The organism is Clostridium pasteurianum DSM 525 = ATCC 6013 (genome assembly GCF_000807255.1).
In the GTDB taxonomy this organism is placed as follows: domain Bacteria; phylum Bacillota; class Clostridia; order Clostridiales; family Clostridiaceae; genus Clostridium_I; species Clostridium_I pasteurianum.
Window position 1 is genome coordinate 992288 of sequence record NZ_CP009268.1, and the last position, 14515, is coordinate 1006802.

Here is a 14515-nt window from a genome sequence, read left to right on the forward strand (position 1 = left end):
TAACTATTAAGGCACATTCAAATAAATAACTAGTCAGTATGCTAGTCTATTTTGAATCCTACTACGTCAACAGAACCCTCAGATAGCCCACTATCATCAGAACCTGTTTCCTTGTATGATTCAAAATATTCGTCGCATCTTTGACTTACTATTTATTTTCATATGCCTAAGGAGAAAACCTATGAAAAGTAAAAAGTTAAAGGATTATATATTATTTTGGATTAGCCAATCAATTTCACAACTGGGAAGTTCTATGACAAGCTTTGCGCTGATTATTTGGGCATATACTCAAACAAAATCAGCTATGACTGTATCTCTCTTAATCTTTTTTACTTATCTGCCTTATATACTTATAAGTGCATTTGTAGGTACATTTGTTGATACTCATAGAAAGAAATCAATTATGCTTTGGACAGATTCAGTTTCATGTATTTGTTGTATAGTTGTGTTGATTTTGTTTGTCCTAGGAAGATTAGAAATATGGTCTATTTACATTGTAAACGGAATTATAGGTACCATGAATGCCTTCCAATCACCAACTTTAGCTGTAGTAGTTGGAATATTGGTACCAAAGCAAAATTATGAAAAAATTAGTGGATTAAATTCTTTTTCAAATTCACTCATTACAGGTGTAACTCCCATGTTAGCAGCGTCTATTAGTTCAATTTTTGGTCTAAAAGGTGTATTGTTTATAGATCTGATTTCTTTTATTATAGGATTTATTACATTACTCTTTTTTATTAATATTCATGAGTCTGAAATAAATAGAGAAACATTAGAAAATAAAAATATTTTCAATGGTTGTAAGGATGGTTTTTTATTTTTGTTTCAGCATAAAGGCTTGCTATATATTATACTTAGCATCGCACTGATGAACTTTTTCTCAAGATTAACCTATGAAAATATTCTGTCACCAATGATTTTAACAAGAAGCAGCGGAAATACTGCAATTCTGGGAATTGTAAGTGGAATTATAGGGCTTGGAGGTATTATTGGAGGCGTTATTATTTATTTAATACAAATATCAAAGAATAAAATAAAGCTGCTTTATTATTCTGCCGCATTTTCATTTATATTTGGTGATTTTCTTATGGGAATAGGTGAAAATGTATATTTATGGTCAATAGCTGCTTTAGCTGCAAGTATACCAATTCCATTTATAATTGCATCACAAAACGTTATTTTGTACAACTCTGTGCCAAGCAAAATGCAGGGCCGTATATTTGCAGTAAGAAATTCTATTCAATATTTTACAATACCTATTGGGACATTGTTAGGGGGAGCACTCGCTGACTATGTATTTGAACCTTATATGAAAAGTACAACTATATTTGCTTTGATTTTACAAAGAATAGTGGGAACAGGAGATGGAAGCGGGATGGCTGTTATGTTTCTGTGTACTGGTATCTTAGGCTCTGTAACAAGTATGATATGGTGCTGTAATAAGCAAATAAGAAAATTACAAAAATAAGTTTTATAGAAGAGGTATGTGGAGCAAAGTGGGCAACCCAAAGTTTTATATTTTATCTTTGATAAAAGTAGATAAATTTACGAACATATTTACATATATTGAAGATTTATTTAAAATACTTTAATGATATTAGTTAATATAGGTGAGAGTAGAAGTTCTCTCGCCTATATTGGTTAAAAAATAGTGTTTAGCATAAAACTATAATTTTATAGGGGGTAGTCTGAGCTGGGATACTTCTAGTAGTGGGACCATAAATAACTATAAGATTTCGATTTGCTGGGTTTTTGGTAAAGGGCTGACCATTTCTAAGCAATATCTGGGTATAGGGGGCAATATTTAGTTTTAATGTATTGTCACTACTAACTAGCTCATTGTTAAAATGAGCCACTTTTACATTTGCAAAGTTGCTATCTTTAGCTATGACAATTGCTCTAAATTGTGGAGGAAAAATAAGTGGAACAGGAGCATCAGCATCATAAAAACCAGTTACCATATCTCCAGCCGTAACTATTTCCTGATTTACAAAGTAAGTGCAAGGTTCTACAACGAAATTTACCAAAGAACCATTTCCATCCTCTACAGATATTAACTTATAACATCCATCTTTTCCTGCAGTTTGATCTATTAAAAAGTCCTCAATCATAGTAACAATGCCGTAAAAAGATTGAAAGTTTGTCATTGTATTTCTCCTATATTATTTTTATTCTATTCTTATAGTTTATGTAGTTTTAAGATTTATGTTACCTGTTATATTGAGCATTAACACTGATGTATCAAATTCATAGATGTTATTGTATATTTTCTATTTTTCAAGTTGAATTAGCATTATAAATAGTATACTATTTATCTATAATCCAATTATAAATAATTTAACTGCAATGGTGCCCTAAAAATGGGATTTGATTTAATAGCAATAAGTAATGAATTATTTGTTACTTTTAACCTGATTAACTTGGCGTTGAACTCCTACTTTTCAAGTAGGAGTTCAACGCCAAGTAAGACATGCATTTGCAGTTCTAAAATTCAGATGGGATAAAAGAATCCCCACCTGAATTAAGAACTTGCTTCAATCTAGACTTAGTTTACCAGTCAACTGGAGACTAAAACTATATTCTGAAATTAGAATATAGTTTTAGTCTTTTCATTTATAAGAACTATTTGAATGTTTTATTTAGAAGGTTAAGTCTAGTCTAATAATTTTTTATATTCATTTTAAATCAATTATAGATAAGCAATATAGCTGAAATGGGGGAATTAAAAGTGAAGCAGAATAAATATGATGATAGCATATTTTTTGATAAGTACAGCAATATGGAACGTTCAAAAAAAGGTCTTGAAGGTGCGGGGGAGTGGCATGAACTAAAAAAAATGCTGCCTGAGTTTAAAGATAAAAGAGTTTTAGATTTAGGATGCGGCTTTGGGTGGCATTGCCGATTTGCCATAGAGAATGGTGCAAAGTCAGTTGTGGGAGTTGATATTTCACAAAAGATGTTAAAGGAAGCAAAAAACAAAACAAAATCTGAAGATATCCAGTATATCTGCATGCCAATTGAAGATATTAATTTTCCAGATAATTCTTTTGATATGGTTATCAGTTCTTTGGCTTTTCATTATATTGAATCTTTTCAGGATATTTTAAACAGAATCAACAAATGCCTTTCAAGTGGCGGTGACTTTGTGTTTTCTGTGGAACATCCAGTTTTTACAGCACAGGGAACACAGGACTGGTATTATGATAATCAAGGTAATCCACTGCATTGGCCAGTTGATAAATATTTTACCGAGGGTACCCGTAAGGCTGTTTTTTTGGGAGAGGAAGTTATAAAGTATCATAAAACATTGACAACCTACTTAAATGATCTCATAAAAGCTGGATTTGAAATAACAGGTCTTGTTGAACCAAAGCCAGCAGAAGATTTGCTTTACACTGTTCCTGGAATGCTGGATGAACTACGCAGGCCAATGATGCTGCTTGTATCATCAAGAAAGAAGTAATTTAAAAGCCTGTTATAAAGCTTACAAAGTTGCTATTATCAGTGATATATTTATGTTTTAAGAAATAGTAACAATAAATATAATGGATATATTTATATAACATTCTAATTATTAGTTGATAATTTATAAGGGCTAGTATACTATTTATATATAAGAAGTTTGGACTATTGATGATTTAGATTAGTTGCGTATTACAATAAAAATATTATTGACTGAGGGGAGAAGTTACATGGCAATGAACTATTTTACGATTATAATTACCATTTTTAATTTCATGGTATTATTTGCAATTATAATAGCTATATATAAGGCAATAAAAGCTTTTAGAAATTTTATTAGCAGAAATAAAGAGATAGATAGAAAGTTAGATGTAGTTTTAAATAAATTAGAGAATGAAGAAGATAGATGATTATTACACTTCTATTGAAAACAATTTTGGAGGAAATAAATGAAATTAAAAATAAAGAGGGAAATAATCAGCTATTTAATATGTATAGTAGTAGCTATAGTTCTTACAATGGTAGTTAATAAATTAATATTATTTAAGATTAAGGTCCCTACTCCATCAATGTATCCCACAATTAAAGTTAATGATCAAATCTTTGTAACCAGAATACATAATAAAAGTAATTTAAAACGAGGAGATATAATAGTTTTTCACTCAAAGGAATTAAAAGAGGAATTAGTGAAAAGACTTATAGGGCTTCCCAATGATACTGTAGAAATTACAGATGAAGGTTTAGTTTATGTTAATGGAAATAAATTGGACGAGCATTATATAGTTGATAATGGGGGGAAATCAGGTATCTACAAAGTACCAGCAGGACATTATTTTTTCTTAGGCGATAATAGAACAAATTCTTTAGACTCTAGGTATTGGAACAATCCATATATTGATAGTTCAGATATAGAGGGAAAAGCTCAAATTACAGTATATCCTTTCAATAGATTTGGAGTTTTAAAATAATATGCAATATATACAGGAGGATATTTTTATGAAAAAATATGAATACAAGTGTGTATTTATATGGGGATTAGGTGAAAGAACCACAAGACTAATGAATGAATATGGGCAACAGGGCTGGGAATTAGTATCTGTACAATGGTGCTGGCATTATTTTAAGAGAGCGATAGAAAATTAAATTGATTTATTAAATAAAATAAAAATAGCTAAAGGAGAGGAAATCTATGCCTGAAAATAAATTAGACTATAAAAAGGAATTCAAAGATCTATATATGCCTAAAAATAAGCCAACTCTTATAGAAGTACCCCCTATAAACTTTATCATGGTAGATGGTAAAGGAAATCCTAATGAAATAGATGGAGAATATCAATCAGCTTTAGAACTTTTATATGCTCTTTCGTTTACAATTAAAATGAGTAAAATGGGAGATTTTAAACCAGAAGGATATTTTGAATATGTAGTTCCTCCTCTTGAGGGATTATGGTGGATGAATGATTGTAAAATAGATTTATCTAATAAAGACAAATTTATATGGACATCAATGATTAGGCAGCCTGAGTTTGTTACAGATAAAGTATTTCAATGGGCATGCTCTGAAGTTGCTAAAAAGAAAAGCCATTTAGATATCTCAAAAGCAAGACTAAGTATATATAATGAAGGGTTATGTGTACAAATGATGCATATTGGTCCCTATGATGATGAACCTAGAACAATTGCACAAATTGAATCCTATATTGAAGATAATAACTTAAAAGATGATATTTCATCTGTTCAGCCAGATGGGACTATAAGAAGACATCATGAAATTTACATATCTGACCCAAGAAAGACAAAACCAGAAAAATTAAAAACTGTTTTGAGACATCCTGTTAGGTGTAATTGAATATGTAGTTATCATGTGAATCAACTCAGTATTGTAAAAAAATAGAATTAGACATTATTTATATAATGATCTGTTAATAAGGAGGGAATTTATTTATGGAAAAACATCTTTACTCATTGATTGCAGTATTTCCTACGCCGAATATCGAAGAAACTGCTAAGTATTATAATGAAATTATGGGATTTAGAATTGTTAAGTATTTGGACGCAAAAGAACCCCATATATGTCTTTACCGTGACAGTACAGAAGTAGTACTGACTCAGGCAAATAATAAAAAAGTCTTCCCGAATAGAGAACTTTATGGTTATGGGGAAGACGCTTATTTTATCACGGATAATCAAGAAGAGTTACAAAATGAGTTTATAAGTAAAGGTGCTAAAATTATTCGCCCACTCCATAAAACAGATTATAATAATTTGGAATTTGTGTTAGAAGATATAGACGGACGATGGATTGCGTTTGGAATGAAGCAAAAATAACAATTCCAAAAATAAGCATAATCAGAAGTTGTTTTACTTCATATTGTTCTTATAAGACGCAACAAGTAAAAAAATTAGAAGTAAAGGTTATTATTATAATCTGTGGACAAATAGTAATTTAAAAAGGAGAATGATTTTGTATGAAATTAGATGGTTTTGGAATTTTCGTAAAAGATATGGCAACTATGGTTAGATTTTATAGGGATGTGTTAGGATTTGGTATCAAAGAAGATGAAAATACATCAAATGTATATTTAGAAAAGGATGGAACCTTGTTTTTCATGATACTTCTTTGTAATAAATGACATTTCAGATTAGAGGTGTACTATGGAAGTAACAATTATAAAGGGAAACATGAATTATATAAATGAGTGTGAGGATGCATTATTAAATTCTGAACTAGGAAGAAGATATTTCTCAGAAAAAGGAAGTGCTCGAAAGGCATTAAAAGAAGGATTTAATAAAGAAGAAATATATATTGCCTTAGATAGTAATCTCCGTTGTATGGGATTTATATGGTATATATTAGACGGTATATTTCATTCATTACCGTATTTACATATTATTGCGGTAAAGAAAGAAAATCGTAAACATGGAATAGGAAAAAAACTATTAAAATTCTTTGAGGATGTTTGCTTTAAAGACTATACAAAAATATTTTTAGTTGTAGCAGATTTTAATCCAGAATCAAAGAGGCTATATGAAAGAATTGGATACAGTGAAGTAGGTTCTATACCTAGTTTGTATAGAGAAGGAGTAACTGAATATTTAATGATGAAATTAAGAGAATAACATATAGTAGCATAAAAGAAAATACGAAACAAACTTCAAAGTGTAAAGTTCAAAGAACAAATATCAGATTTAGAAAAGTGCTAGTAGTGAATTCATCTAATAAGTGGATAGTTGACAGTTGGGAGTGGATAGTGATGGAGATTTTTCTTCCGTTACACTACAGAAAAATTTAGAATTGAGAAATGTAAACTTAAAAAAGAAAAATTGACTCATAAAGGTTTTTGGGAGATTAGCCCGTAATTGGAAAAAATCACACCCCTGGGGTGCAAATTTTCCCAATATTAAATTATTAGTTTGTAAGCTTGTTTCGCAGCACAGCGGAGAAAAAAGCTTTCCTAACTCTTAACTAAATTTGTTCTTTGAACTTTTTTTAACTGTCCACTTTCCACTATCAACTTTCAACTGAAAAAGTGTTTGGAACTTTTCTCCTAGGTTCAATTAAAAATAACAAGGAGGGGATTATCTTGAGTAATATACCAAATCAGCAAAAATCTTTAAATGAAAATTCCATTTCACTTAATTCTTATGAGGAAATGGCAGAATATTATTTTAAATATGTAGATACAAAACCATTCAATGCCTACTATGAAAGACCTGCTACCATATCATTACTCCCATCAGTTAAAGGTAGGAATGTATTAGATGCCGCCTGTGCAGCGGGATGGTATACTGAATGGTTTTTAGAAAAAGGGGCTAATGTAACAGCGGTGGATTTCAGTCCTAATATGATAGAAATGACTAAGAAAAGAGTTGGAAATAGAGCACAAATTATAAGAGCTGATTTGAATAATCCATTAGACTTTATTAAAGATGAATCTATAGACATTGTTTTATCATCATTGACCCTTCATTATATTAAAAATTGGGATATAGTAATGAGTGAATTTAATAGAATATTAAAGAAGAATGGACAACTTATTTTTTCTATTCATCATCCATTTATGGATTTTACAGTATTTAATAAAGAAAATTACTTTTTGACAGAATTACTGAATGATGAATGGAATACTAACAATGGAAAAGTAAAAGTACAATTTTATAGAAGACCTTTAAGTAAGATTATCACATCTGTAATTGACTCAGGATTTGTTATAGAAAAGCTATTAGAACCCATGCCAACAGAACAATTCAAAAGTAAGCAGCCTAAAATATATGATAGATTAACTAAAAAACCTCAGTTTTTATTTATAAGAGCAAAAAAATAAGTGATTTAAGGAAATAGAAAGATAGAAGAAAATAAAAATTATATTATAATTTAAGGGTGAATAATATAAATAGTAATTTTGTTGAGGTGATACATATGTTAATGCAAGGAGCAACGCCAGAAATGGTTGAGAGGTGGAAAGAAGTTTGGAATGAATATAAATATAAATTAGTTCCAAATCGGAAGTCAGGCAAAGAAGTTGTAGAATATTTAAAGAATAAGTATCTTCTGAAGGAACTACATGATGGTAATGCAAAGCGATTAGTAATTGATAATGTACTTTGTAATGAACCATATGCGGAAAAATTACCTATTGGAGCAGAGTCTACAGCAGTTACTTTTATCGTAGAAAATCAAGATAATGGAAAATTTCTTTATCAAAATCAGGATGAGGTTTTTAGGGGAAACAATATCTTTGTTGGAGTTGAGTTAGAAACAGGATTTTTCTGCGTTGAAGGTAGTAGTCTGCTTTGGGATGAATTATATATTTTTCAAGGTTTGGATGAAAAGGACATTCAGAATTATTTTTGTGTTGCAGAGTATATTTCCTGCCTAAAAAAATTTGGACTTTTCGAAAGTGTCTTAGGTTAATAAATAATATAAATAGTAATTTAATGAGGTGGAGAGATGAAGGTTTTAGGAATTAACGGAAGTTCAAGAAAAGATGGAAATACAGCGTTAATTATTAAGATTTTGTTTGAGGAATTAGAAAAGGGAGAAATTGAAACAGAAATAGTTCAATTCTCTGGAAATATAATCGAACCATGTAAAGGGTGTTTTGCATGTAAAGGAAAGAATAACTGTGTCTTTAGGAAAGACATGTTTTATGAATGTTTTGAAAAAATGAAATTAGCAGATGGTATCCTTTTAGGCTCTCCAGTCTATTCTGCAGATGTAACTGCAAATATGAAAGCATTTTTAGAAAGAGCTGGAGTTGTTGTTGCAACAAATCCAGGATTACTTAAATATAAGGTTGGTGCTTCTGTATCTGCTGTCCGTAGAGGTGGAGGTATGACAGCAGTAGATACAATGAATCATTTTTTATTAAACAAAGAGGTTATTATAGCTGGATCTACATATTGGAATATGGTTTATGGAAAAGATGTAGGCGACATATATGGAGATGAAGAAGGAATTAAGAATATGCATAATTTAGGACAAAATATGGCGTGGATATTAAAGAAAATTCATTAATAAATAGTAATTTGGAGGGAAGGTTATACAGATGTCTAAAAATAAAAAAATTTTACGTGGTATTATATTGGCTGTATTGTTAATTTGTACAACATTTTTAGTGTATTCTATTATAACAAATCCGTTAGGCGATCATGATATTATGTTCGCACTGGCTGTTGTGACAGGTTTTATCGCACTTGGTACTGATAAGAATGGGAGAAAAAAAGAATAACGTCATTAATTCATTAATGCAAATTCCAATTTAAAGTTGAGTGATATAAATCTGTAATTGATTCAGTATTTATTATAGAAAAACTATTAGAACCCATGCCAACAGAACAATTCAAAAGTAAGCAGCATAAAATATATGACAGATTAACTACAAAACTTGAAATTTTATTTATAAGAGCAAAAAAATCAGTGATTTGAAGGAGAATAAGAAATGCTTGATAAAATTAGAAAAGTGCATATAAAAAAAGCAGGAATATGTTCTGTTACTATAGGAGTAATAAATATTATCATTCATATTTTGATTATTACACAGATAATGCCCTATACATGGGTTAATGGAGGAAGGTCAGGATCATTTGAATTGGCAAGACAGACATCCTTATCAAGCATCTATATGACTATTTTTCACCTGACTAACTTGGCGTAAGTTTCCAACGCACTCTGTACAGTGATTTACACCAAATTAAAATTTGGGCTCTCTACTTTTCTTCAAGTGGGAGTTCAACGCCAAGTAAGCCATGCATTTGCAGTTCTAAAATTCAGATGGGGTAAAAGAATCCTCACCTGAATTAAGAACTTGCTTCAATATCATTATTTCACTTATAGCCAGCAAAATAATTCCTTTAAAGATGAATAAATTTTGGTCAATATGTTTAACGGTATTTTTGGTGGTTACATTACCCTTTGGATTAATTAGTGTTGTTCAACAATTTTTAGGTACAATATTTGAAAAATGTTTTATGAGTATAGTGGCAATAATAGGATTTTTATCAGATACACGTATTGCAGTTGAAAAACGTTGGTGAAGCTGGGACAGGTATGCCGCAGGGATCAATAGGTTGATTTTGTTAGGAATAAACTAAGAAATAGAAAGATAGAAGAAAATAAAAGTTATATTTATGATTTATGAAGGAGATAAGGTTGAAAAAAATAAATTTTTTTATTATTATGTTACTTTTTTTTACAGTATTATTGATTACGAGTTCATCAATAAAAAAAGAATCTGTAAGTGTAAATATAAATAAGCAAAATATTAAACAATCTGCGGAAGAGAAGGATGTCAGAGAAATCGCATTTAATCAATTAAATTCAAAAGATAAAAATAGAGTGTTTGGAACTTGGAAAAATAGTAAGCTTTCTAAGATAACTTTAAAAGAAAATATGGGAAATATTAATGACAAATCTTATATTGGAAAAGAAGTATATCTTATTGATATTCCAACTAAAAGTAGATCAATACCAAATAATATGATTGTGTATGTATCAGTAGATAATCATAAGTTACTGGGATATGGATATGTAGAATAAATATAAATAGGTAGTTCACAATGTTTTAAAAATATATATTAATAACAGAAAAATATGATTAAGCAATCATTACTTGTAATTTATATAATCTTTGTTAGGGGGCATACAATGAAATTCTTAAATCCATTGATAGTTGTTTCAGATTTGGAAAAATCAAAGCGATTTTACTATGAAGTGCTTGGTTTAGAAATTGTTCTTGATTTTGGTGCAAATGTAACTTTAACAGGAGGTATTGCATTACAAACAAAAGATACTTGGTCTACTTTTATTCACAAAAATGATAATGAAATTGTTTTTGGAGGAAATGTAGCAGAATTATATTTTGAAGAAGATGATTTTGATGTTTTTATTCAAAAGATAAATGATATTGCAGGTATTAACTATGTACATACTATATTAGAACATTCTTGGGGACAACGTGTTGTTCGATTCTATGATCCTGATAATCATATTATTGAAGTGGGAGAAAATATGATTATGGTTGTCAGGAGATTCTTAAAGAGTGGTCTATCAATTGAAGAAACTGCTATTAGAATGGATGTGCCAGTTGATTATGTGAAATCATGTTTAGGGTAGATTACAGCTTTGGTGATTAAAATTAATGAACAGAAAATCATATATTGAGAAATAAAAAATAGTACAATAACAATATTTAAAATAACCATTGGAGGATAGAAAAAACATGAGATTAAAAACAAATCATATAGTAATTCGAGATTTTGAGAGAAAAGATGCAGAAAATCTTTATAGGATTGTTAGAGAGAAAAATGTTTTTCGCTTTATGCCTCATTGGGCAGAAAACGGTGATTCACCTCAATCATATTTTGAATATATTGACTGGCATCAAACTCAAAAAAATTCAATAGATATTTATGAGAATAAAAGATATGTAATTGCATTACCTGCTACAGATAAAATGTTTGGAATGGTAGGTATGGGGCTTGAAGATACATTGAATGAAGTTGAAGTAGCCTATTTTATGTCAGAAAAATACCAAAGAAAAGGATATACAAAAGAAGCCGTAAATGCTTAAGTGGATTGATGCTTTAAAGTATCAGATATAAAATATCTTATTTTAACTATTGATTGTTCAAATATTCCTTCATGTCACTTTGCAGAAAAATGTGGTTTTGAATTATTTCAAAAAAGGACACCAATTGGACATAAGCAATCGAACATGGAAAGTAATAGTTATTTCTATTATAGAAAATACAGGAATTTAGTATAAACATTAGTATATTTATTATGTAATGTTTTTAAGGAATTAATTAATTTACAAATTAGGAGATAAAAAAATGGAACAAGATATATGGAAAGTATTATATGAAAAAGCAAGAGAAGTTCAAAAACCAAGAATAATTTCACCTTTCATTGAAGCAGGTGGTGTATCAAGTGCAATTCTGACGAAAAGTGGAAATATATATGTTGGGGTTTGTATTGATAGCGCGTCAACTCTTGGAATGTGTGCAGAACGTAATGCAATTGCAAATATGATAACCCATGGAGAAAGTAAAATTGATAAAGTTGTTGCTATTGTAGAAGATGGAAGGGTAGGTTCACCTTGCGGAGCCTGTAGAGAATATATGATGCAGTTAGATAAAGACAGTTCTGAAATAGAAATATTAATAGATTATGAAACCAGAAAAACTGTTAGATTAAAAGATTTAATTCCAGATTGGTGGGGAACTTATCGCTTTGATAAGTAAGAGTTGAATTAATATAAAGGGGGCAATCGGAGGAAAGAATGAAGGATTTCTATTCAGATAAATTTATTGAAGCATTAAAGAAACATCATATAGATAAATTAAAAATGATTCCCAAATCAGATCTGCACAATCATTTTGTACTAGGTGGAAGTAGGGAGTACATTCAACTTCAAACAGGAATAGAAATACCCTTTTTTAAAGGAGTTTTATCTACCATGCAAGATATGCATGATTGGAATAACAAATATATTGGTGAAAGATTCAATACCAGAGAAATGAGAAAATTGCTGATTGATGCAACTTTTGTTCAGGCTAAAGAAGATGGAATTAAAATTCTTGAGATTGGTGAAGATGTTTGGGCGTTAGGAGAATTTTTTGACAATAACATAGAAGAATTAATTTATGTATTTCAAGAAGCTAATGAAAGGATAGCACCAGAGGTTGAATTGCGGTTGCAAATAGGATTGTCAAGACATTGTTCCATAAATTATTTATCAAGGTGTTTAGAACCTTTTTGGGGAAGTGGAGTTTTTTATTCCATTGATCTGTATGGTGATGAATTTGCACAACCCATTGAAAACTTTATTCCAATTTATAAGAAAGCCAAAAATGAAGGATTGAAACTTAAAGCACATATTGGAGAATGGGGAACCGCTGAGGATGTGAAAAAGGGAGTTGAGTTATTGGAATTGGATGAAGTTCAGCATGGAATTACTGCAATTAATTCAGTAGAAGTGATTCGATTTTTAATAAACAATCATATTAGATTAAATATTACACCTACAAGTAATGTTAAACTTGGTAGAGTTAAAGAATTAAAAACACATCCTATTAGGAAACTTTATCATTCTGGAGTTGATGTAACTATTAATTCTGATGATATACTTATTTTTGATAGCGATATATCAAAGGAATACCTAAAATTGTATGATGCAGAAGCATTAACTGCGGAAGAGCTTGATGATATAAGACTTAATGGTTTGCGAAGGTTGTAAATATTATATTTATATCATAATATTTTTATAAATTGAAAATAAAAAGGAGAATAAATATGATTGATCTAGATTTAAATAATAAAATAGCATTAATAACAGGGGGAACTCGTGGGCTTGGAAGAGCTATTGCAGAGAAGTTAGCAGAACAAAAGGTGAAAATAGTTGTAACTGGTACCAATAAAGAGAGAGCAGAAGAAGCTGCCAGTGAAATTTCATCAGCTTATAATGTTGAAACATTGGGATTACAACAGGATGTAAGTTCAGAAGAATCCACAAAAGAAGTTGTAAAGTGTATAATTAATAAATTTAAAAGGATAGATATTTTAGTAAACAATGCAGGGATTACAAGTGACGGCATAATGATGATGATGAAAAAAGAGAACTGGGATAAAGTAATCAATATAAATCTTACAGGAGCATTTAATTCTACTAAATTTGTATCTAAACATATGTTAAAACAAAAATCAGGAACTATAGTTAATATAACAAGTGTAGTAGGAATAACAGGAAATGCTGGACAAGCAAATTATTCTGCTTCTAAAGCTGGTCTTATTGGTTTCACTAAGACCGTTGCTAGGGAACTAGCAGACCGTGGAATAACTGTAAATGCCATTGCACCGGGATATATTTCAACGGATATGACATCAAAACTTCCTGATAAAGTAAGCCGGGAAATATTATCCCAAATTCCGATGAAAGCATATGGTAGTCCAGAGGCTGTAGCAAATGCAGTTTTATTTCTTGCTTCAAATATGTCAAATTACATTACAGGTCAGGTTATAAATGTAGATGGTGGAATGGTTATGTATTAGATTAAAAGATAGATACAGGCAATAAGTGGAGTGGGATATAAAGGTAAGATATTTAAATTTTAAATAAAAACAGAGAACATGGATGTTTATAAAAGCTATATATCTTCAATATGATTATTTCCCCACTCACAAAGAGCCTGCATCACAGGCATTAGAGATAGGCCTTTTTTTGACAAACTATATTCTACTTTTGGTGGAATCTGAGGATATTCCTTTCGAAGGATTAGTCCATCATTTGTTAGTTCCTTTAATTGGTTGCTTAACATTTTGTGAGTAATATTTCCTAAAACTTTTTTTAACTCTCCATAGCGGAGCGTATTAACCTTCCACAGCCAGAATAATATATGCATTTTCCATTTACCGTCGATTAAAGACATTGCATAAGAGAAAGGTTTAATGTTTACTTGATTATTCATTTACACTCTCCTTTTAGATAGTATCTAACAAAAAAGTACATACTTGTTATTGATTGCACATCAGTATATCATAGAGACAATG

At 30.1% G+C, this 14515-nt stretch carries 22 protein-coding genes and 1 pseudogene; 21 read left to right on the top strand and 2 right to left on the bottom strand.

Features of this window, described 5'->3' with window-relative positions:
- The first annotated feature begins 181 nt into the window (after window positions 1-181).
- Complete coding sequence (locus CLPA_RS04430; protein ID WP_003448167.1) at window positions 182-1471, top strand: MFS transporter; 1290 nt, start codon at window positions 182-184, stop codon at window positions 1469-1471.
- A 187-nt stretch (window positions 1472-1658) separates the two neighbouring features.
- Here CLPA_RS04430 and CLPA_RS04435 read toward each other — a convergent pair whose 3' ends face one another.
- Window positions 1659-2150 carry a hypothetical protein gene (locus CLPA_RS04435; protein ID WP_003448168.1) on the bottom strand — a complete coding sequence of 164 codons (492 nt, stop codon included), beginning with the start codon at window positions 2148-2150 and terminating at the stop codon, window positions 1659-1661.
- Between the two features lie 581 nt (window positions 2151-2731).
- On the opposite strand from CLPA_RS04435, the gene CLPA_RS04440 reads away from it, so the two are divergent.
- The 20 genes and pseudogenes from CLPA_RS04440 to fabG all read left to right on the top strand — a co-directional run bounded on the left by CLPA_RS04440 (window position 2732) and on the right by fabG (window position 14017).
- The gene (locus CLPA_RS04440) at window positions 2732-3466 is read left to right on the top strand and encodes a class I SAM-dependent methyltransferase (protein WP_003448169.1); all 735 of its coding nucleotides are present in this window, start codon (window positions 2732-2734) and stop codon (window positions 3464-3466) included.
- Between the two features lie 229 nt (window positions 3467-3695).
- Window positions 3696-3875, top strand: a complete 180-nt coding sequence (locus tag CLPA_RS04445) for a hypothetical protein (protein WP_003448170.1) — start codon at window positions 3696-3698, stop codon at window positions 3873-3875.
- Between the two features lie 39 nt (window positions 3876-3914).
- Complete coding sequence (gene lepB, locus CLPA_RS04450) at window positions 3915-4433, top strand: signal peptidase I (RefSeq protein ID WP_003448171.1); 519 nt, start codon at window positions 3915-3917, stop codon at window positions 4431-4433.
- A gap of 28 nt (window positions 4434-4461) precedes the next feature.
- A complete protein-coding gene (locus CLPA_RS21340) occupies window positions 4462-4608 on the top strand; it encodes a DUF4177 domain-containing protein (protein ID WP_003448173.1) in 147 nt (48 codons plus the stop codon).
- Between the two features lie 46 nt (window positions 4609-4654).
- A complete protein-coding gene (locus CLPA_RS04455) occupies window positions 4655-5314 on the top strand; it encodes a GyrI-like domain-containing protein (RefSeq protein ID WP_003448174.1) in 660 nt (219 codons plus the stop codon).
- Window positions 5315-5409: 95 nt separating this feature from the next.
- Window positions 5410-5793, top strand: coding sequence for a VOC family protein (locus tag CLPA_RS04460; protein ID WP_003448176.1), 384 nt, complete (start codon window positions 5410-5412; stop codon window positions 5791-5793).
- Window positions 5794-5933: 140 nt separating this feature from the next.
- Window positions 5934-6077: pseudogene (locus tag CLPA_RS04465) on the top strand (VOC family protein); the annotation flags it as partial.
- Window positions 6078-6120: 43 nt separating this feature from the next.
- Window positions 6121-6585: a GNAT family N-acetyltransferase gene (locus CLPA_RS04470; protein ID WP_003448180.1), complete on the top strand. Its 465-nt coding sequence runs from the start codon at window positions 6121-6123 to the stop codon at window positions 6583-6585.
- Between the two features lie 464 nt (window positions 6586-7049).
- Window positions 7050-7790: a class I SAM-dependent methyltransferase gene (locus CLPA_RS04475; RefSeq protein ID WP_003448182.1), complete on the top strand. Its 741-nt coding sequence runs from the start codon at window positions 7050-7052 to the stop codon at window positions 7788-7790.
- Window positions 7791-7885: 95 nt separating this feature from the next.
- Window positions 7886-8380 (top strand): hypothetical protein, encoded by a 495-nt coding sequence (locus tag CLPA_RS04480; protein ID WP_034829492.1) that lies wholly within the window; start codon window positions 7886-7888, stop codon window positions 8378-8380.
- A 36-nt stretch (window positions 8381-8416) separates the two neighbouring features.
- The gene (locus tag CLPA_RS04485) at window positions 8417-8983 is read left to right on the top strand and encodes a flavodoxin family protein (RefSeq protein WP_003448185.1); all 567 of its coding nucleotides are present in this window, start codon (window positions 8417-8419) and stop codon (window positions 8981-8983) included.
- A gap of 31 nt (window positions 8984-9014) precedes the next feature.
- Window positions 9015-9197, top strand: a complete 183-nt coding sequence (locus tag CLPA_RS04490) for a hypothetical protein (RefSeq protein ID WP_003448186.1) — start codon at window positions 9015-9017, stop codon at window positions 9195-9197.
- A gap of 210 nt (window positions 9198-9407) precedes the next feature.
- Window positions 9408-9623, top strand: a complete 216-nt coding sequence (locus CLPA_RS04495) for a hypothetical protein (RefSeq protein ID WP_003448187.1) — start codon at window positions 9408-9410, stop codon at window positions 9621-9623.
- 202 nt (window positions 9624-9825) lie between these two features.
- A complete protein-coding gene (locus tag CLPA_RS21070; protein ID WP_155760355.1) occupies window positions 9826-10002 on the top strand; it encodes a hypothetical protein in 177 nt (58 codons plus the stop codon).
- Window positions 10003-10144: 142 nt separating this feature from the next.
- Entirely contained in the window at window positions 10145-10504 is a 360-nt protein-coding gene (locus CLPA_RS04500) for a hypothetical protein (protein ID WP_152414189.1), read from the top strand.
- 108 nt (window positions 10505-10612) lie between these two features.
- Entirely contained in the window at window positions 10613-11080 is a 468-nt protein-coding gene (locus CLPA_RS04505; RefSeq protein WP_003448189.1) for a VOC family protein, read from the top strand.
- A 106-nt stretch (window positions 11081-11186) separates the two neighbouring features.
- Window positions 11187-11537 carry a GNAT family N-acetyltransferase gene (locus tag CLPA_RS21600; protein WP_003448190.1) on the top strand — a complete coding sequence of 117 codons (351 nt, stop codon included), beginning with the start codon at window positions 11187-11189 and terminating at the stop codon, window positions 11535-11537.
- Window positions 11538-11799: 262 nt separating this feature from the next.
- Entirely contained in the window at window positions 11800-12210 is a 411-nt protein-coding gene (locus CLPA_RS04515) for a cytidine deaminase family protein (protein ID WP_003448191.1), read from the top strand.
- Window positions 12211-12248: 38 nt separating this feature from the next.
- The gene (locus CLPA_RS04520; RefSeq protein WP_003448192.1) at window positions 12249-13205 is read left to right on the top strand and encodes an amidohydrolase family protein; all 957 of its coding nucleotides are present in this window, start codon (window positions 12249-12251) and stop codon (window positions 13203-13205) included.
- Window positions 13206-13261: 56 nt separating this feature from the next.
- Window positions 13262-14017, top strand: coding sequence for a 3-oxoacyl-[acyl-carrier-protein] reductase (gene fabG / locus CLPA_RS04525; RefSeq protein ID WP_003448194.1), 756 nt, complete (start codon window positions 13262-13264; stop codon window positions 14015-14017).
- Window positions 14018-14112: 95 nt separating this feature from the next.
- Here fabG and CLPA_RS04530 read toward each other — a convergent pair whose 3' ends face one another.
- Window positions 14113-14433, bottom strand: coding sequence for a winged helix-turn-helix transcriptional regulator (locus tag CLPA_RS04530; RefSeq protein ID WP_003448196.1), 321 nt, complete (start codon window positions 14431-14433; stop codon window positions 14113-14115).
- Between the last annotated feature and the right edge of the window lie 82 nt (window positions 14434-14515).